This is a genomic window from Methylobacterium sp. DB0501, from assembly GCF_011043735.1.
GTDB classification, from domain to species: domain Bacteria; phylum Pseudomonadota; class Alphaproteobacteria; order Rhizobiales; family Beijerinckiaceae; genus Methylobacterium; species Methylobacterium alsaeris.
The window spans coordinates 151,061-170,152 of record NZ_JAAKGV010000005.1; the positions used below are offsets into that span (position 1 = coordinate 151,061).

Genomic DNA, 19,092 nt, shown 5'->3' on the forward strand with positions numbered 1-19,092 from the left:
GGAGGACCGTGCCGATGCCCGACCAGGAGGCGGACCGCCCGTGACCACCCCCCTCGCCGCGCCTCCCTCCGTGACCCTGACCGGCGCGCCCGTCTCGATCGAGGAGATCGGCGCGATCACCCGGGGCGGCGCGACGATCGCCGTGGCAGAAAGCCTGCGGCAGCGGCTGCTCGCGGCACGCGCGATCGTCGAGCGCTATGCGCGCGAGGACCTGCCGGCCTACGGGCTGACCACCGGGCTCGGCGCCGGCGTCGACACGCGCCTGCCGGCCGAGGACCTCGTCGCCTTCCAGCACCGGGTGCCGCTGGCCCGCGCGGTCGGGGTCGGAGCGCCGCTGCCGCGCGAGAGCGTGCGCGCCCTGATGGCGGCGCGGCTCGCCAGCATGTCCGCCGGCGGCTCCGGCGTGTCTCCCGCCGTGTTCGACGCGCTGGTGGCGGCGCTCAACGCCGGCTTCCATCCGGTGGTGCCGGCTCTCGGCTCGATCGGAGCCGCGGACCTCGCGCCGCTCGCCCATGTGGGGCGCGCGCTCCTCGGCGAGGGCGAAGCCGAACTCGACGGCGAGATCCTGCCGGCGCGGGAGGCGCTGGCGCGCGCCGGGCTCGCGCCCGTCGCCCTGCAGCCGAAGGACGGCCACGCGATCGTGGTTGCCAACAGCCTGTCGACCGGGCAGGGCTGCCTCGGCGTGCTCGATATCGAGCGGCTGCTGGGTTGGTCGCTGCTGGCGGCGGCCCTGAACATCGAGGCCTTTCGCGCCAATGTCGGCACCTTCGATCCGCGGACGGCGGCGGCGCGCCCGGCCTTCGGCCAGCAGCGGATCGCCGCGCGCATGCAGGCGCTGATGGCCGGCAGCGGGCTCTTGGCGAAGGGCGCCGCGCGGCGCCTCCAGGATCCGCTGAGCTACCGCTGCGTGCCGCAGGTCATGGGCGCCGTGCAGCACGCCCTCGACGAGGCCCGGCAGGCGACCGAGATCGAGCTCGCCTCCTCGGGCGACAACCCCGTGGTCCTGGTCGACGACGACCTCATCCTGTCGAACGGCAACTTCGACGCCACCGCCTTCTCGCTGTCCTGGGAGCGCCTCGGCCAGGCGCTCGCCCATGGCGCCGCGGCGACGGCGCAGCGGACGATGAAGCTCATGTCGCCAGGCCTCTCGGACCTGCCGCGCTTCCTCACGCCCCGCGGCCAGAGCCGTACCGGATTCGCCACCGTCCAGAAGACCGTCTCGGCGCTGGAGGCCGAGATCCGCCATCTCGCGCTTCCCGTCTCGCTGTCGCCGCTGCCCGTGGCGGACGGGATCGAGGACCACGCCGCGATGGCGCCGGCCGTGCTCGCCAAGACCGGTGCCATCGTCGAGCGGCTGCGCTGGCTCGTCGCGATCGAGCTGGTGGCCGCAGCCCAGGCCGTCGAGCTGCGCGGCCCGGTCGACCCGCTCGGCGTCGGTCCGACGGCGGCCTACCGGTTCGTCCGCGGCCTCGCCGGCGCCCTCGACGAGGACCGGTCGCTCGGCGGCGACTTCATGCGCGTCGCCGCCGCGATGGCGGTCCGGGACGCGCCCGCCGGGCCGCGAGAGCATACCGGCACGCATCCGATGCCGTGACGCGGAACATGACGCAGAATCAGGGGAGACCGATCAAGATGTCGCCGTTCAAGCCATTCCTGTCGGTGGCGCTCGTCGTCGCCGGCACCGCTCCCGCCTGGGCGGCCGAGCCGATCAAGGTCGGAAGCAAGAACTTCACCGAGCAATACATCGTGGCCGAGATGTACGCTGCGGTTCTCAAGAATGCCGGCCTTCCCGTCGAGAAGAAGCTCAATCTCGGCGGGACCCTCATCGCCCATCAGGCGCTCACGAGCGGGCAGATCGACGTCTATCCGGAATATACGGGAACGGCCCTGAACTCGGTGGTCAAGGGGCCGATGTCGAACGACGCCGATGAGGTCTACCGAACGGTCAAGGCGTTCTACGAGAAGGAATTCAAGGTCACCTGGCTCAAGCCGAGCGGCATCAACAACGGCTACGTCATGATCGTCCGCAAGGGCACGGCCGACAAGTACGGGCTCAAGACCCTGTCCGATCTCGCCAAGGTCTCGAAGGAGCTGGTCATCGGCGCCGGGCCCGAATTCCCCGACCGTGCCGACGGCCTGCCCGGGCTGAAGCGCGTCTACGGGGCGGAGTTCAAGGCCTTCAAGCAGTTCGCCAAGCTGGGGCTGCGCTACGACGCGCTCGCCCAGGAGGGGGTCGACGTCGTCAACGGCGCCGCGACGGATTCCCAGCTCGCGTCCCCGAAGCTGGTGCCGCTCCGGGACGACAAGGGCCTGTTCCCGCCCTACTACCTGGCGCCGGTGGCCCGGACGGCGATGCTGGACGCGACCCCGAAGGCCGCCGCGCTGCTCGAAGCCGTCGGCGCGAAGCTCGACAACGCCGTGATGCGCGACCTCAACGCCAAGGTCGAGAACGATCGCGAGGAGCCTGCGGCGGTGGCCGCCGCCTATCTGAAGAAGGTCGGCCTTCTCCCCTGATGCCGCTCCGTCGCCGGGCACGACCTGCGGCGGGCGGACCGTATCGGTGGCGCGGATGGACAGGGGAGTCCACGATCTCCCCGTGCCAAACCCGCCCGGCACCGGAGGTCGTCTTCAGCGGCCTCCGGCAGCATACCAACGGCCTAGGATGCCGATGCGTCAGGCCGTTCATTCATCGCGAATTTCCGACACCAAGCCGGAGGCTTGGCGGAGTTTCGAGAACGCAACCAAAGGTCGTTTCCAACGACCGTCGGTCTTAGACCATCTGCGGCCCGAGGATCGCCGCCGCCTCGCGCAGGACGGGCAGGAAGCTCTCCAGCATCCGCTCTACCGCGACCCGGTCGACATTCGCCCCGGCATTCAGGGCACAGACGATCCGGCCGTCGTAGCGCCGCACCGGCACCGCGAGGGAGCGGTACCCCACCTCGGCCTCCTGGTCGACGAGCGAGTAGCCCCGCTCGCGGTCGCGGTGGATGGCGCCCCGCAGCGCCGTGCGGTCGACCAGGGTCTGCGGCGTCAGCGGCTCGGGCCGGATGCGCTCCAGGAACGCGGCGAGGTCCGCCTCGTCGAGACCGCCGAGGAGGACCCGCCCCATCGAGCTGCAATAGGCCGGGATCCGGTAGCCGACATCGACGCCGACGCCGAGCCGGCGGGTCGGCCCCGCGCGGGCGATGAACACGATGTCGTCCCCGTCCAGGATCGCCGCCGAGCAGGCCTCGTTGAGCTGCGCGGCGACCCGCTCCACGGCCTGCTGCAATGTGGCCGACAGGCTGTTGGAGGCCAGATAGGCCGTCGCGAGGGACAGGACCTTGGGCGTGAGCTGAAAGAGCCGGCCGTCCGACCGTACGTAGCCGAGGCGGTCGAGAGTGTAGAGCGCCCGCCGGACCGTGGCCCGCGGCAGGTCCACCTCCCGGGCAACGTCGGCCAAGGTCATCAAGGGCCGCTCCGCGCCGAAGGCCGCGATCACGCGCAACCCTCGCGCCAGGGCCTCGGAGAAGTCCGGGCCGTGCTCGTCGACGAGGCGCTGGTCTGTCTCGGAACGTCTGACGCGCGGCATGGAACGGTCTCTGGTGCAGCCCCCCGGAGCGATGAGCCGCCTTGCTGTGCGTGGCCACGCCCAGTCTGGCAAGGGCCGCGTCCGCCCGCCTTCCGCCGGCACGGCAATAGGCAGGGTCTGCCCACCGATCGTGCTTGCAGCTCCTCCAGACTGGCTTACAATCGAACATATGTTCGTTCAACGAACAAGCCTACCGGCCCGGGCTCGAGCGGGCGAATGCTCGAAAGGCTGCCGCCATGATGAGCCGTGAGCAGAACGACCACATCACCCGCAGCGGACCGGGAACGCCGCTCGGCACCCTGATGCGCCGCTACTGGCAGCCTGCCGCCCTCATGGACGAGTTGCAGGGCGAGCGGCCGGTGGTGCCGGTGCGGCTGCTCGGCGAGAACTTCGTGCTGTTCCGTGACGAAGCGGGGCGCTACGGACTCCTCGACCGCGACTGCCCGCATCGCGGCGCCGACCTCGCCTTCGGCCGGCTGGAGGACGGGGGCCTGCGCTGCGCCTTCCACGGCTGGCTGTTCGACGTCGAAGGGCGCTGCCTCGAGACGCCCGCCGAGCCGGCGGGCAGCAAGCTCTGCCAGAACGTCCGGCAGCGCGCCTATCCGGTGGTCGAGCGCAGCGGCATCCTGTTCGCGTATCTCGGCGAGGGCGAGCCGCCGGCCTTTCCCGAGCTCGACTGCTTCCTGGCTCCCGACGCCTACACCTTCGCGTTCAAGGGACTGTTCGAGTGCAACTGGCTCCAGGCGCTCGAGGTCGGGATCGACCCGGCGCACGCCTCGTTCCTGCACCGGTTCTTCGAGGACGAGGACACCGCCGCGTCCTACGGCAAGCAGTTCCGCGCCGCCTCGGCCGGCAGCGACCTGCCGATGACGAAGATCCTGCGCGAGTACGACCGGCCGATCATCAACGTCGAGCGCACCGAATACGGCATGCGGCTGATCGCTCTGCGCGAGATCGACGACGCGCGCACTCATGTGCGCGTGACGAACCAGGTCTTTCCGCACGCCTTCGTCATCCCGATGTCGGCGGACATGACCATCACGCAGTGGCACGTGCCCGTCGACGACGAGCATTGCTACTGGTACGCGATCTTCACGAGCTACGCGGCGCCCGTCGACAAGCAGCGGATGCGCGACCAGCGCCTGGAACTGTATGAACTGCCGGACTACCGCTCGCGGAAGAACCGGACGAACGATTACGGGTTCGATCCGCACGAGCAGGCCCACACGACCTATACGGGGATGGGGCTCGACATCAACGTCCACGACCAATGGGCCGTCGAATCGATGGGGCCGATCCAGGACCGGACGCGCGAGCATCTCGGGCAGTCGGACAAGGCCATCATCCTCTACCGCCGGATCCTGCGCGAGCAGATCGAGAAGGCCGCGACCGGCGACGCCCCGCTGATGGTGCTCGACGCGCGGCACGCGAAAAGCATCCAGGGACCCGCGACGATGGACGGGATCGGCCCGTCGAAGGGATGGGAGACCTACTGGATGGAAGTCGACGTGCGCCGCCGCCGCGGGGCCCCGTGGATGCCCGCCCTCCCCTCCGATGCCGCACCGGTACCGGTGGTCTCCCCCGACGCCGCGCGCCGCGACGCGGCCGAATAGGGCGGCGTATCGATCTCTTGCCGAGGATCTCTTGCCGAGGATCCCCTGCCGAGCCGGAGGACGACGGCCGTGCCATTCGTACAGGACCATGGATTGTGGAGTGCCGCGCAGGCCGACGCGGCCCGCGAGGTGCGCGAGCGCTGCGACCCGGACCGGATCGACACCGTGCGCCTGTCCTTCCCGGACCAGCACGGGATCCTGCGGGGCAAGACCCTCGTCGCGGCCGAGGCGCTCAAGGCGCTCGATGGCGGCTGCACGATCACCACGACGATGCTGGCCAAGGACACCTCGCACCGCACCGTGTTTCCGGTCTTCAGCGCCGGCGGCGGCTTCGGGATGCGGGAGATGGAGGGGGCCGCCGACGTCATCATGGTGCCCGACCCGACGACGTTCCGGACGCTGCCCTGGGCGCCGCGGACGGGATGGCTGCTCTGCGACCTCCATTTCCGGGACGGCCGCCCCGTGCCCTTCGCCACAAGGGGCCTCTACCGCTCCGTGCTGGACAGACTGGCCGAGCGATCGCTCGACTACGTCGCGGGGCTCGAGGTCGAGTTCCACGTCTTCAAGCTCGACGATCCCCGCATGGCGCCGACGGATGCCGGGCAGCCCGGGACGCCGCCGGACGTCAGCCTGATCTCGCACGGTTACCAGTACCTGACCGAACAGCGCTACGACCAGGTCGAGCCGGTGCTGGAGATCCTGCGCAAGGACATCCTCGCCCTCGGCCTGCCGCTACGCTCGATCGAGGTCGAGTACGGGCCGAGCCAGTGCGAGTTCACCTTCCAGCCCACGACCGGCGCGGTGCCCGCCGACCTGATGGTGCTGTTTCGCAGCGCGGTGAAGCAGATCTGCCGCCGCCACGGCTACCACGCCACCTTCATGTGCCGGCCCCGCATCCCGAACGTGGTCTCGTCGGGCTGGCACCTGCACCAGTCGCTGCGCGACGCGCGGACCGGGGCGAACGCCTTCGCCCCGACCGAGGGGTCCGGGCCGCTCTCGGCCTTCGGGATGGGGTTCCTGGGCGGGCTTCTCACCCATGCGCGGGCCTCGAGCGTCTTCACGACGCCGACCATCAACGGCTACAAGCGTTACCGCTCCTACTCGCTGGCGCCCGACCGCGCGATCTGGGGATGCGACAACCGCGGGGTGATGATCCGGGTGCTCGGCGGCCCGGGCGATCCGGCGACGCGGCTGGAGAACCGGGTCGGCGAGCCGGCGGCGAACCCCTACCTCTACATGGCGGCGCAGATCCTCGCCGGGCTCGACGGCGCCGACCGGGGCCTCGATCCCGGGCCGAGCGCCGACACGCCCTACGAGGCCGAGGCGCCGCTGCTGCCGAAATCGCTGCGGGAGGCGGTCTTCGCCCTGCACGAGGATCCGTTCTTTCGCAATGCGCTCGGCGAGTCGTTCGTCGACTACTACACGCACATCAAGAACGCGGAGATCGAGCGCTTCCAGGCGGAGGTCACCGAATGGGAGCAGCGCGAGTATTTCGAGATCTTCTGATCGAGCCGGGCGGGGAGCCATAAGAGATGAAGCCTGATCGCAATTTACGGTTCGCTTTTTTCCTCGCCCTGGCCTGCGCCGGATGGTCCGCCCCCGGCCGGGCGCTCGATCAGCCGATCCGCATCGGGGTCCTGAGCGACATGAGCGGACCGTTCTCGGATCAGGTCGGCGCCGGCTCCGTCGCCGCCGCGCGCCTCGCGCTCGAGGATTTCGCGCGCGAGAGCGGCGGCCTGAAGGTCGAGCTCCTCTCCGCCGACCACCAGAACAAGCCCGATATCGGCCTCGGCATCGCCCGGCGCTGGCTCGACCAGGAGAACGTCGCGGCGATCGTCGACCTGCCGAATTCCGGCGTCGCCCTCGCGGTCGCCAACCTGATGCGCGACCGCAACCGGGTCGCGCTGGCGTCGAGCGCGATGACCTCCGACCTGACGGGGAAGTTCTGCGCGCCGACCACCGTGCAATGGGTGTCGGACACCTGGGCGCAGGGCTCGGCCACCGCGCGGGCGCTGGCCGAGCGCGGTGCGAGGCAATGGTACTTCCTCACCGTCGACTACGCCCTCGGCCACGCCCTGGAGCGCGATGCCACCCGGGCCCTCGTCGAGGCGGGGGGACGGTCCACCGGCGGGTCGCGGCTTCCCCTCGGCACCGGCGACTTCTCCTCGGCGCTGCTCATGGCGCAGGGCTCGGGCGCACAGGTCCTGGCGCTCGCCAATACCGGCGCCGACATGATCAATGCGATCAAGCAGGCCGGCGAGTTCGGGCTGACGCCCAAGATGAAGGTCGCCGCCTTGTTCATCCAGCTGTCCGACACCCATTCCCTGGGCCTCGCGACGGCGCAGGGCCTGCAACTCGTCTCCGCGTTCTACTGGGACCGCGACGAGCGCACGCGCGCCTTCGGCGAACGCTTCGCCGCCCTGATGAACGGCCGGCGCCCGACGGAGGACCATGCGGGGGTATACTCGGCGACGCTCGCCTATCTCCGCGCCGTGCGCGCCGCCGACACGGTCGAGGGCGACCGGGTCGTCGCGGCGATGCGCAAGGCCCCGATCGAGGATTCCCTCTTCGGCACGGTGACGATCCGGCCGGACGGACGCGCCGTGCACGACATGTACCTCTACGAGGTGAAGGCGCCCTCCGAGAGCAAGAAGCCGTATGATTACTACAAGCACGTGGCCACCATCGCCGGCGACCAGGCCTTTCGCCCGCTGAAGGACGGCGGGTGCCAGATGAAAGATTGAGCGGACCGGCGTCGACGGGCGACCCGGGGCCCTGTCTCCTCGTCAACAGCACCCGAGGCGGCGGTAAGAGTCGGCCACGGCCGCCTCGAAGCCCGGCATCGCCCGCCACAGGCCCGCGCGCCCGGGCATCGCCGCCCGGCAGGCCTCGCGCAGCGCCCGATGCGCCGCGTCGAGGTCGATGCCGAGCACCACCCCGTCCCGCACGACCGTGCGCCCGGCGACGATCAGCTCCCGGACGTGGCGTTTCGTGGCGCGGGCGAAGAGCAGGTCGAGGGGATCGACCTCCGCCAGCGCATCCTCGTCGAGCGCCGCGCGGTCGAGGACCAGGAGGTCGGCGGGGGCCCCCATGGCGATCCGCCCGCCCTCCGGCGCGCCGACCGCGACGCGGCCGGTCTCGAGCGCCATCGCCAGGGCTTGGCGCGGGGAGATTTCGGCGTCGAAGCCCCAGCCGCCATGCAGCGACCACAGCAGGCGCAGTTCCCGCAAGGCGTCGTCGTCCTCGTCGAAGGCCTGCCCGTCGATGCCGAGCGCGACCCGGCAGCCGTGGCGTACCATCTCGGCCACCGGCGCGATGCCCGAGCGTAGGGCGAGGTTGGACGAGGTGTTGACGGCAACGACGCAGCCGGCCTCGGCGATCATCTCGAGTTCGTCCGGCCGCGCATGGACGCAATGGGCGAGGGTCAGCCGCGGCGAGAGCAGCCCGATCTCGCGCCAGCGCCGCACGAGGCCGTCCGGATAGGTCCGGTCGGCCCAGTCGCGCTGGTACTTGGTCTCGAAGAGATGCGTCGTCACCCGGCGCCCGGTGCGGGCGGAGGCCTCGGCGACCGCCTCCCATAATGCGTCCGAGCCCCATTGGGGGCCGTTCGGGGCGTATTGCACGTCGACCATCGGCCCGCCGACCGCCTCCGCGACGGCGTCGACGCGGGCGAGCTGCTCGGCGAGGGGCGGCATGGGGGAGAGGAAGCGCGCCTCGATCTCGGCCCGCGCCTCGGGGTCGAGGGCGTCGAGCACCGGGCCGTGGTCGCCGTAGACCAGGGGATTGCGGTCGCGCAGGCCGATGCCGAGGGCGATGCGCACCCCCACGTCGCGGGCGGCGCGGGCCATCGCCGCCGCCTCGGTGGTATAGTCGGTCAGCCCCATCGGCCGGACGTGATGGATCATCACCGCGCCCTGGCCGCCGAGCGCCGCCCGCGCCAAGGGGGCGAGCGTCGCCAGGTAGGGATCGACCGGCGCGAGGAGCGCGAGGCGGTGCAGCCAGGTCTCCAGCGGCTTGTTGAAGCCGCCGACCGAACTCGGCCGCAGCGGCCTGGCATGGTCGTGGGCATTGGCGAGCGCCGGCAGCACCACGACATCCTCGGTCGCCGCCGCGGATCCGAGCGCGGCGATCCGCCCGTCCCCGATCGTCAGAGCGAGGTCCCGGAACGCGCCCTGCGCGTCGAAACCGTGTCGGGCCGCGAGAATGCGCACGGGCTTCGATCTCCTCAGCTCTTCGGAGCCGCCAGGATACGCTCGGCCCGCGGCGGCAGGAAAGCGCGGCTGAACACCTCCTCGACCGCGGGCACCCGCGTCAGGCCATAGGCCTCGCCGATCTGGCCGATGGCCGTGCGCATCCGCTCGTCGGAGACGTCGCCGGCGCCGAGCCGCTCGGTCTCGGGCGTGACCATGTGCGTCCGGTAGGTGTAGCGGATCCGCTGCGCCTCGCGGTCGGCGTCGAGGGTCGGCTCGACGCGGTTCATCACCCGCCCACCCTCGGCGGGATCCGCCGTCAGTTCCAGCATGGCGCGGTTGATCGCCCGCACGAGGCCCACTACCGCCTTCGGGTTCTCCCTGAGGAGCTTCTGCGAGACCATGACGCCGTTCGAATAGGCCGCGATGCCGTGGTCGGAAAACAGCGTGAAGCGGTAATCCCGGTCGGGGTCCTGCCGCATCCCGACGAGGTTCATGTAGGAGGTGACGGTGAACACGAAGCCGCCATCGGCCTGGTCCCGCACCAGCATCATCTCCTGGACCGAGGGCGAGACGTTCACGACCTCGACCTTGCCGGCATCGATGCCGTTGAGCTTGGCGAAGATCGGGAACAGCCGGTGGGTCGCCGAGCCGGCGGGCGAGGTCAGCCGCTTGCCTTCCAGATCCTTCAGTGAGCCGGCCGCACCCGCCTTCTGGACGATCGCGAAGGGCGCCTTGTTGTAGATCATATAGACCAAGACCGGCGCCTCGCCGGGCTTGACCGCTGCCTGCTGGATGATCGCATTCATGTCGCCGAATCCGGCATCGTAGGCGCCGCCCATGATGCGGGTGACGGTCGCGGCCGAGCCCTCGCCCTGGTCGATGGTCACGTCCAGCCCCTCGGCGGCGAAGTAACCCTTGTCCCGGGCCTGGAAATACCAGGAATGGATGCCCTGAACCTTCCAGTCGAGGGTGAAGCGGATCTTCGTCGGCGGGGTCTTCGTCGCAGTCTCGGCCAGGGCGGGGCCTATCCCGAGCGCGGCAAGACAGGCCGCCGCGGCGGCCTTGAGGAAGAGGCGGCGCATTGTCGGTCTCCTGATGGAACGGGATCAGCCGGCGGCGAGGTCGGACCGGCGCGTCGCCCAGCCCGTCACGCGATATTCGATGAGCGAGAACACGAGGTAGAGGGCAACGCCGAGGCCCGCGAGGACGAACAATCCGGCGAAGACGAGCGGCACGTTGAAGCTCGACGAGGCGATCATCATCATGTTGCCGATGCCGCGATTCGACGCCACCGTCTCGGCGACGACCGATCCGACGAAGGCGAGCGTGATCGCGACCTTCAGGGCGGCGAAGAAGTAGGGCATCGCCCGCGGCAGGCTGACGGTCCAGAGGATGTCCCAGCGCGACGCCTTCAGCGTGCGCATCACGTCCTCCAGCTCGGGCTCGACGGTGGCGATCCCGGTCGCGACGTTCACGACGATCGGGAAGATGCAGATGATCATCGCCGTCAGGATCGCCGGCACGGTGCCGGCGCCGTACCAGAGCACGAAGATCGGCACGACCGCGACCTTCGGGATCGACGAGAAGCCGACGAGCAGCGGATAGGCCGTCCGGAAGGCGAGCCGGGACGAGCCGATCAGGATGCCGAGGAGAAGCCCGATCACGACGCCGAGGCCGAAGCCGACGAGGGTCGTATAAAGGGTCTGCCAAGTGTGCGGCCAGATCGCCGGCCAGTACTTCACCAGGGCGGCGACGATCTGGCTCGGGCGCGGCAGCAGGATGTCCGAGATGCCGAAGACGAGGCAGGCCAGCTCCCACACGGCGAACACGCCGGCGATCAGCGCCACGGGGGCGGCGTTGTCGCGCAAGGTTTCCTTCAGGTGGTCCACGGCGCTCTCCCTCAACGGTGACCGGACACGATGCCGGTGCCGCCCCGGGCGCCGACGATCAGGGCGCGCAGGCGCTGGTTGAGGGCGACGAAGTCCGGCGCGAAGGTCATCTCGATCGTGCGCGGGCGCGCCAGCGCGACGGGGGAATCGTCGAGGATGCGGCCGGGCCGGGCGCTCATCACGCAGATGCGGTTGGCGAGGTAGGCGGCCTCCTTGAGGTCGTGGGTGACCAGCAGCACGGTCAGGCGCTTCGACAGCCAGAGGTCCTGCATGATCGCCCACAGCTCTTCGCGGGTGAACTGGTCGAGCGCCCCGAACGGCTCGTCGAGGAGGAGCAGGTCGGGGTCGTGGATGAGCGCCCGGCACAGGTTGGCGCGCTGCATCATCCCGCCCGAGAGCTGCCAGGGATACTTGTCGCCGAAGCCGCCGAGCCCGACCTGGGCCAGCAATGCCTCGACCCGGTCGCGGAACTCGCCCCGGCGCTTCGCCCGAAACTGCTGCCGGAACGGCGGGACGATCTTGAGCGGCAGCATGACGTTGTCGCGCACGGTCAGCCAGGGCAGCAAGGTCGGGTTCTGGTAGGCCATGCCGATGCGGATCGGGGTGGCGCCGATCTCGCGGCCGGCGACGAAGACGTGGCCGCTCGTCGGCGCCAGCAGTTCGCCGACCATCTTGAGGATCGTCGACTTGCCGCAGCCCGAGGGGCCGACGAGCGCGACGAAATCGCCCTCCGCGATCTTGAGCGAGGTCGGGGCCAGCGCCTGCACCGCCTTGTCGCCGCGCCCGTAGGTGATGGCGGCGTCCTCGAAGGCGATGAAGGCCGGGCGGCCCGGATGGTCGGGTGCTGGCCCGGCGACGATCGGGTGGGGAGCGGAATGCGCGTTCATCTCAGGCCCCTCCCCTGCGCAAGGCAGGCTGCCAGCGTGCTGTCCTGGTTGCGCGGTTGCGCCGGTGGCATCCGCTGGATCGCCGTGACCTGGCGGCCCCAGCCGCTCGTCTCAGGCACGAGCCGGCGGTCGCGCTGCACGAAGCGCCCGCGCACGAGCGTGTGAACGGGCACGCCGGTGACGGTGACGCCCTCGAACGGCGTGATCCTGCCGCGCGAATGCAGGGCCTCGGCCCGGATGGTCTCGCTGCGGTCCATGTCGACGACGGCGATGTCGGCCTCCGCCCCCGCCTCGAGGCGGCCCTTGGCGGGCCAGAGGCCGAAGGCGCGGGCCGGATTCTCGGCCGAGATGCGCACGTAATGCTCCAGGCTCATGCGTCCTTTCGCGACCTCGTTCAGCATCAGGGGCATTTGCGTCTCGACGCCCGGGAAGCCGCAATCCGCCTCCCAGATCACGGCCTTGCGCTTCTCCTCCGGTGTGTGCGGCGCGTGGTCGGTGGCGATCATGTCGATCACCCCGGACAGCAGGGCGGCGCGGATCGCCTCGGCATCGGCGGCCTCGCGCACCGGCGGGTTGACCCGGATCACCGAGCCGAGGCGCTCGTAGTCGCCCGTGTCGAGGAGGAGGTAGCAGGGGCAGGTCTCGCCGGTGATGTCGACGCCCCGCGCCTTGGCCTCGGCCAGCGGCCGCAGTTCGGCGGCCGACGAGATATGCAGCACGTGGACCCGCGCGCCGGTCCAGCCGGCGAGTTCGGCTGCCCGCGCCACCGCCTCGACGGCGACGATCGCCGGGCGTGCCGCCACATGGGCGAGCGGATCGTTGCGGCCGGCGGCCACCAGGCGCGCCTGGCGCCAAGCCATGATCGAGGCGGTCTCGGCATGGAGCGAGATGCGCAGGCCCGACGGCGCGATGATCTCGAAGCCCTCCAGCATCGCCCCCGTCGAGGGTGACGGCAGGTTGCCGAAGGTGTTGCCCATGAAGCACTTGAAGGCGTTGACGCCGCCCTCGATCAGGCCCGGCAGCTCGTCGATGTTGTCCTCGGCCAGCAGCCCGTAGAGCCCGTAATCGACGTGGGATTTCTCCGCCGCCGCCTGCTTCCGGCGCAGCTCCGTCACCGAGCGGGTCGGCGGGTGGGTGTTGGGCATCTCGAAGACGGTGGTGGTGCCGCCCATCGCCGCCGCCGCGCTGCCAGTGCGCCAGTCTTCCTTGTGGGTGTAGCCGGGCTCGCGGAAATGGACGTGGACGTCGATCGCCCCGGGCAGGAGATACCGGCCGGAGACGTCCACGGCCTCGCGGGCCGCCGGCAGCGTGCCGGGCGCACCGACCGCGGCGATCAGCCCGTCCCTGATCGCGACGTCGGCGCGAAAGCGGGTGGTGCCGGTCACCACCGTGCCGCCGGCCAACACGAGGTCGGCGACGATTCCGGATTCGGACATGCGAGTTTCGGTCATGACGGTGCTCACAGCATCGCCCAGCCGCCGTCGACCGGCAGGTCGATTCCGGTGATCTGGCGGGAGACTTCGGAGGCGAGGAACAGGCAGGCATTCGCCACGTCCGCATCGGTCGAGACGCGCCTGAGCGCGTAATCGGCGGCGTGGCGGGCGACGGCCTCGTCCTCGCTGATCGTCAGGCGCCGCGCCATCTCGGGCACGACCTTCTGGCGGAAGCGCGGCCCGTCGACCATGCCGGGCGCGACGCAATTGACGTTGATGCCGTAGGGCCCGGCTTCGAGGGCGAAGCTCTTGGTGATGCCGCGCAGGCCCCATTTCGAGGCGGAATAGGCCATGCGGCCGGCCCGTCCGCGCATGCCGAAGGTGCCGCCGACATTGACGATCCGCCCCTCGCCCTGGTCGATCATGGTCGGCAGGCAGGCCCGCATGGTGTTGAAGCAGCCGCGCATGTTGAGATCGACGATCTCGTCGAACTCGGCCTCGGTCGTCTCCCAGCCGGTCTTGCCGATCGGCCCCGAGCCGCCGGCGACGTTGACCAGGATGTCGATGCGCCCGAAGGCGTCGCGCGTCGCAGCAATCGCGCGGTCGCAGGCGGTGCCGTCGGTGATGTCGCAGTCGAGCACGAGCGCCTTTGTGCCCCCGGTACGCACCTCCGCCGCCACCGGCTCGATCGCCGCCACGTCGCGGCCGAGAAGCGCCAGCCGGCAGCCCTCGGCCGCGAAGGCGCGGGTGACCGCCGCGCCCATTCCCTTGGCGGGGCCGGTGATGACCGCGACCCGGCCGCTCAGGTTCAGATCCATGTCCGTCGTCCTTGATTGTCGTCGGCCATTCGCTCAGCCGAGCGTGGTGACCCGCTCTGCCAATGGCGGCAGGAAGGCGCGGCTGAAGACCTCCTCGGGCGCCGGCATCCGCGGCAGGCTCTCCGCCTCGGCGACGATCGCGATCGATCTGGCGAAGCGCGCATCGTCGACGTCGCCGATGCCGATCCGGCGGCCCTCCGGGTGGCTCATCTCGGCCTTCAGCGTCGCGATGAGCCGGTCCTTCTCGACGCCCCGGTCGATCAGGGGCTCGCGCCGGGCCACCGCCTCGACCGCCGCGTCGGGGTCCTTCAGCGTTTCCGTGATGCCGCGGTTGAAGGCACGCAGCAGGCGGCGCAACGCCTCCGGCTTCCCGGCGACGAGGCGGCGCGAGGCGATCACGGCATTGGAATACAGATCCATGCCGGCATCGGCGTAATCGATGAAGCGCAGGCTCCTGTCCGGATCGAGACCGATCAGCTTCGCCGAGAAGCGGATGGTGTTGACGAAGCCGAACACGCCGTCGACCTGGCCGCGCTGGAGCATCTGCTCGCGCAGGGCCGGCTGCATGTTGACCACGGTGACGCCGGCGGGGTCGATGCCCGCCATCCTGGCGAAGGCGGGAAACAGCTTCAGGGCGCTGTCGTTGGCCGGCCCGCCGACGGTGCGTCCCTTGAGATCCTGCGGGGTTCGGATCGGACCGTCGGCCCGGACCGCGATGGTGAAGGGCGGACGGTTGTAGAGCGCCGCGACGGCGAGCGGGCCGACCGTGCCGGGAGATGCGCGGCCGACCAGCGAGACCAGGGCGTTGATGTCCCCGAAGCCGAGATCGTAGGAACCCGACCCCACCGCGCCGACCGCGGCGCCGGATCCGTTGCCCTGGTCCATCACCAGGTCGATCCCCTCCTCGCGCAGGAAGCCGCGATCCTCCGCCAGGAAGAAGAAGCCCTGCGGGCCCTGGTAGCGCCAGTTCAGCACCATCCGGAGCCTGACCGGCGTCTGCGCGAGTGCCGGGCGGGGCAGACAGGCGGCGAGGCAGGCGGTGCCCGCGGCCACTCCGAAACGGCGCCGGCTCAACGGTGACGACATCGCGGGATCCTCGAGGGCGGGATCGCTCTCCCGCGCCGCCGAGTAGAACCGGCTTGACCGATGCCGTCTTGTGCTGACTTCTGTGCGGGCCTGTTCGAAAAATGCAGCGGTCGGCGATGAGGCATCTGCGGGTTCTGCGCTACCTCGACGAGGTCGCCCGGACGGGCTCGATCCGGAAGGCGGCCGAGCGGCTCAACATCACCGCCTCGGCGCTCAACCGGCGGATCCAGGACCTCGAGGCCGAGCTCGGCACCCCGATCTTCGAGCGCCTGCCCCGCGGCGTGCGCCTCAACGCGGCCGGCGAATTGCTGATCCGGCACGCCCGCGGCCAGATCGCCGAGATGGGGCGGGTCCGCTCGCAGATCGAGGACCTGTCGGGCTTTCGCCGTGGCACGGTGTCGATAGCCTGCAGCCACGCCCTGGCGCACGATTTCCTGCCGACCGAGGTCGCGGCCTACCGGCGCGCCTTCCCGCTGGTGGAGTTCGACGTGCGGGTGATGAGCCACGCCCAGGCCCTGCGCGCCCTCGACGATTACGCGGTCGACCTGGCGTTGATCTTCCGGACGACGGCCACGACGGGATTGCGCATCCTCGCCTCCGCCGAGCAGCGGCTGATGGCGCTCATGCGGGCGGGCCATCCGCTCGCGGGCACGGGCAGCCTGCGCTTACGCGACTGCACGGCCTATCCCCTCGCCCTGCCCGACCGCAGCTATGGCGGCCGCGAGTTGCTGGAGCGCGCCGTGGCGCACGGCTCGGTCCGCCTCGCGCCGGTCGTCGAGTCGAACTCGTTCGAGTTCCTGCGCGCTTACGTCCGCCTCGACGACGCGATCACGTTCCAGATCGAGATCGGGGCGCCCGCGAGCCTGTGCGCCCGCGACGGCCTGGTCGCCCGGCCGGTCGATGCCCGCGACGTGCCGCCCGCCCGCGTCGCCATGGGGCAATTGCCCGGGCGCGCCCTCTCGGTGGCGGCGGCGAAATTCGCCGAGCAGCTCTCGGCCCGGCTCGAGTCCGGATCGGCGGCCCTCGACGCGCCGTCGGCGCCGGGCGATGCTGCCGCCTCCCGCCCGCCAATCCCGGATCCCCAGCCATGACGCATCGCCTGACCGCCTCGCCCGAGACCTGCCGCTGGGGCTACCTTGATGCGACCGTCCCGCCGGTCCTCACGGTTCGCAGCGGCGAGCGCGTCACGATCGAGACGGTCTCGGGCGGCCCCGACGCCCTGCCGCCCGAGGGGTTCCACGTGCCGCCGGAGCTGCGGGTGATCCATGCCGCCGAGGCCGGCCTCCCGTTCGGCCCCCACATCCTGACCGGTCCGGTGGCGATCGAGGGCGCGCAGGCGGGCGACGTGCTGGAGGTGCGCATCCTCGACGTCGCGTTGCGCCAGGACTGGGGCTTCAACCGCCATCGGCCGCTCGCCGGCACCCTGCCGGACGACTTTCCGGACTTCCATCACATGAACATCCCCCTCGACGGGGAGCGCCGGACCGCCCGGATGCCCTGGGGACTCGAGATCCCGCTGGCGCCGTTCTTCGGCGTGATGGCGGTGGCCCCGCCGCCGGAATGGGGCCGCTGCACCTCGATCATCCCGCGCGCCTTCGGCGGCAACCTCGACAACAAGGAACTCGTCGCCGGCACCACGCTCTTCCTGCCGGTCTTCGCGGAGGGCGCCTTGTTCTCCTGCGGCGACGGCCACGGGGCGCAGGGCGACGGCGAGGTCAACGTCACGGCGATCGAGACCGCGCTGTCCGGCACCTTCGAGTTCGTGCTGCGGACGGACCTGCGGCTCACCTACCCCCGGGCCGAGACGCCCACCCACGTGATCACGATGGGGCTCGACCCCGACCTCGACCGCTGCGCCGAGCGGGCCTTGCGCGAGATGATCGACCTCGTGGTCGCCCGCACCGGCATCACCCGCGACGAGGCCTACGCCCTGTGCAGCATCGCCGCCGACCTGCGGGTGACGCAGACGGTCAACCAGCACAAGGGCGTGCACTGCATGCTGCGCAAGGAGTACCTGGTCCGCTGAGGCACTGCGGTCGTCGATCGGGCTGCTTCGATGTGAATCGGCACCCGCCGCGCCGTTCCGGCGCGGCGCACGCAGAGCCCGAGATCCGGACGCACGGGCGGCGCCGAGCGAGGCGGAACGCCGTTCGCCTCGTTCCGCATCACCGCGACCGCGATCCCGAGCCCGCCTCAGCCGCCCAAGGAGAGCGTGGCTCTCACGCCCGAGCCCGGTCGGTGAGCCAGGCCCAGGTGTCCTCGAGCGCCAGGGCAAAGCGCGCGACGACCTCGTCGACCTCGTCCTCGGTGATGATCATCGGCGGGCAGAAGGCGATCGTGTCCTGGATCGCCCGGACGATCAGGCCGTGCTCCTGGGCGCGCTCGAACAGGTGGAAGGCGACCCGGCCGGGCGGGTCGAACTTGCGCTTCGTCGCCTTGTCGGCGACGAGTTCGACCGCCGCGATCAGCCCGACGCCGCGGACCTCGCCGACGAGCGGGTGGTCGGCGAAGGGCGCGAGCCGCTCCTGGAGCCGGGAGCCGGAGCGGGCGGCGTTGGCGACGAGGCCGCGCTCCTCGATGATCGCCAGGTTCTCGAGCGCCACCGCGGTCGCCACCGGGTGGCCGCTGCCGGTGAAGCCGTGGCCGAAATTGCCCAGAGCCTCGGTGTGGTCGGCGAGCCCCTGGTAGAGCGCGTCGCTGAATAGAACCGCGGCGAGGGGCTGGTAGGACGACGTGATCTGCTTCGAGACCACCAGGAGGTCGGGGCGGATGCCGTAATGCTCGCAGGCGAACAGCGTGCCGAGCCGCCCGAAGCCGTTGATGACCTCGTCGGCGACCACCAGCACGTCGTGCCGCCGGCACACCGCCTGCACCTTCTCCCAGTAGGTGCGGGGCGGCGGCAGCACGCCGCCGGCGCCCATCAGCGGCTCGCCGATGAAGGCCGCCACCGTCTCCGGCCCCTCCTCGAGGATCACCGCCTCGAGTTCCGCCGCCAGCCGGTCGGCAAAGGCCTCCTCCGTCTCGCCGGGCAGCGCGTTGCGGTAATGGTGCGGGCAGGTCACATGGCGCACGAAGGGCAGCGGCAGGTCGAAGCCGCGCTGGTTGGTCGGCAGTCCCGTCAGGCTCGCCGCCGCGATGGTGATGCCGTGATAGCCGCCCTGGCGGGCGATGAACTTCTTCTTCTCCGGCCGTCCGCGCCCGTTGTTGAAGTACCAGACGAGCTTCACCACCGTATCGTTGGCCTCCGACCCCGAATTTGTGAAGAACACGTGGTCGAGGCCGGCCGGCGACATCTGGACGAGCTTCTCGGCGAGGAGGATCGCCGGCTCGTTCGCCTTGTGGGTGAAGGTGTGGTAATACGGCAGCCGGCTCATCTGGCGAGCCGCGGCCTCCACCAGTCGGGGCTCGCCGAACCCGACCCCGACGCTCCACAGCCCCGCCATCGCCTCGATATAGCCGCGGCCCTGGTCGTCGTAGACGTGGATGCCCTCGCCGCGCTCGATGATCATCGGCCCGACCTGCTCGTGCCGGCGGGCATTGGTGTAGGGGTGGAAGTGATAGGCGACATCGCGCGCCTGAAGGGAGTTCGGCAGCAGGGTCAT

Annotated in this window: 16 protein-coding genes; 7 read left to right on the forward strand and 9 right to left on the reverse strand. The window is 70.6% G+C overall.

The annotated features are described in order from the left end of the window. Positions 1-40: 40 nt before the first annotated feature. Both hutH and G4G93_RS09520 read left to right on the forward strand, forming a co-directional pair. Entirely contained in the window at positions 41-1,594 is a 1,554-nt protein-coding gene (gene hutH, locus G4G93_RS09515; protein WP_312891845.1) for a histidine ammonia-lyase, read from the forward strand. Positions 1,595-1,632: 38 nt separating this feature from the next. Next, positions 1,633-2,514 (forward strand): glycine betaine ABC transporter substrate-binding protein, encoded by an 882-nt coding sequence (locus tag G4G93_RS09520; RefSeq protein WP_165083465.1) that lies wholly within the window; start codon positions 1,633-1,635, stop codon positions 2,512-2,514. A gap of 256 nt (positions 2,515-2,770) precedes the next feature. Here the strand turns inward: G4G93_RS09520 and G4G93_RS09525 are convergent, their stop codons facing one another. Then, positions 2,771-3,571 carry an IclR family transcriptional regulator C-terminal domain-containing protein gene (locus tag G4G93_RS09525; RefSeq protein ID WP_165083467.1) on the reverse strand — a complete coding sequence of 267 codons (801 nt, stop codon included), beginning with the start codon at positions 3,569-3,571 and terminating at the stop codon, positions 2,771-2,773. A 236-nt stretch (positions 3,572-3,807) separates the two neighbouring features. On the opposite strand from G4G93_RS09525, the gene G4G93_RS09530 reads away from it, so the two are divergent. The 3 genes from G4G93_RS09530 to G4G93_RS09540 all read left to right on the forward strand — a co-directional run bounded on the left by G4G93_RS09530 (position 3,808) and on the right by G4G93_RS09540 (position 7,928). Next, entirely contained in the window at positions 3,808-5,184 is a 1,377-nt protein-coding gene (locus G4G93_RS09530; protein ID WP_165083469.1) for an aromatic ring-hydroxylating dioxygenase subunit alpha, read from the forward strand. A gap of 69 nt (positions 5,185-5,253) precedes the next feature. Further along, positions 5,254-6,690: a glutamine synthetase family protein gene (locus G4G93_RS09535; protein WP_165083471.1), complete on the forward strand. Its 1,437-nt coding sequence runs from the start codon at positions 5,254-5,256 to the stop codon at positions 6,688-6,690. 26 nt (positions 6,691-6,716) lie between these two features. Beyond that, a complete protein-coding gene (locus G4G93_RS09540) occupies positions 6,717-7,928 on the forward strand; it encodes an ABC transporter substrate-binding protein (protein ID WP_165083473.1) in 1,212 nt (403 codons plus the stop codon). A gap of 42 nt (positions 7,929-7,970) precedes the next feature. Here the strand turns inward: G4G93_RS09540 and G4G93_RS09545 are convergent, their stop codons facing one another. From G4G93_RS09545 to G4G93_RS09575, 7 genes are read right to left on the reverse strand one after another with little or no spacing between them, the layout of a single operon-like run. Beyond that, complete coding sequence (locus G4G93_RS09545; RefSeq protein WP_165083475.1) at positions 7,971-9,395, reverse strand: amidohydrolase family protein; 1,425 nt, start codon at positions 9,393-9,395, stop codon at positions 7,971-7,973. 14 nt (positions 9,396-9,409) lie between these two features. Further along, entirely contained in the window at positions 9,410-10,459 is a 1,050-nt protein-coding gene (locus tag G4G93_RS09550; protein ID WP_165083477.1) for an ABC transporter substrate-binding protein, read from the reverse strand. A 24-nt stretch (positions 10,460-10,483) separates the two neighbouring features. Continuing rightward, entirely contained in the window at positions 10,484-11,257 is a 774-nt protein-coding gene (locus G4G93_RS09555) for an ABC transporter permease (protein WP_165083742.1), read from the reverse strand. Positions 11,258-11,277: 20 nt separating this feature from the next. Beyond that, positions 11,278-12,153 (reverse strand): ABC transporter ATP-binding protein, encoded by an 876-nt coding sequence (locus G4G93_RS09560; protein ID WP_165083479.1) that lies wholly within the window; start codon positions 12,151-12,153, stop codon positions 11,278-11,280. Beyond that, positions 12,150-13,589, reverse strand: a complete 1,440-nt coding sequence (allB, locus tag G4G93_RS09565; RefSeq protein WP_165083481.1) for an allantoinase AllB — start codon at positions 13,587-13,589, stop codon at positions 12,150-12,152. Before allB ends, G4G93_RS09560 begins: the two co-directional genes overlap by 4 nt. A gap of 23 nt (positions 13,590-13,612) precedes the next feature. Then, positions 13,613-14,404: an SDR family NAD(P)-dependent oxidoreductase gene (locus G4G93_RS09570; protein WP_165083483.1), complete on the reverse strand. Its 792-nt coding sequence runs from the start codon at positions 14,402-14,404 to the stop codon at positions 13,613-13,615. Positions 14,405-14,437: 33 nt separating this feature from the next. Beyond that, the gene (locus G4G93_RS09575) at positions 14,438-15,490 is read right to left on the reverse strand and encodes an ABC transporter substrate-binding protein (RefSeq protein ID WP_165083485.1); all 1,053 of its coding nucleotides are present in this window, start codon (positions 15,488-15,490) and stop codon (positions 14,438-14,440) included. Between the two features lie 116 nt (positions 15,491-15,606). Here G4G93_RS09575 and G4G93_RS09580 point away from each other — a divergent pair, with 116 nt between their 5' ends. Together G4G93_RS09580 and G4G93_RS09585 are read left to right on the forward strand one after the other, a co-directional pair. Beyond that, entirely contained in the window at positions 15,607-16,581 is a 975-nt protein-coding gene (locus tag G4G93_RS09580) for a LysR family transcriptional regulator (RefSeq protein WP_165083487.1), read from the forward strand. Continuing rightward, on the forward strand, positions 16,578-17,516 hold the full coding sequence (locus G4G93_RS09585; protein ID WP_165083489.1) for an acetamidase/formamidase family protein: 939 nt from the start codon (positions 16,578-16,580) through the stop codon (positions 17,514-17,516). The genes G4G93_RS09580 and G4G93_RS09585 overlap by 4 nt, the downstream gene beginning before the upstream one ends. A 193-nt stretch (positions 17,517-17,709) precedes the next feature. Here the strand turns inward: G4G93_RS09585 and G4G93_RS09590 are convergent, their stop codons facing one another. Then, a complete protein-coding gene (locus tag G4G93_RS09590; protein WP_206289652.1) occupies positions 17,710-19,092 on the reverse strand; it encodes an aspartate aminotransferase family protein in 1,383 nt (460 codons plus the stop codon).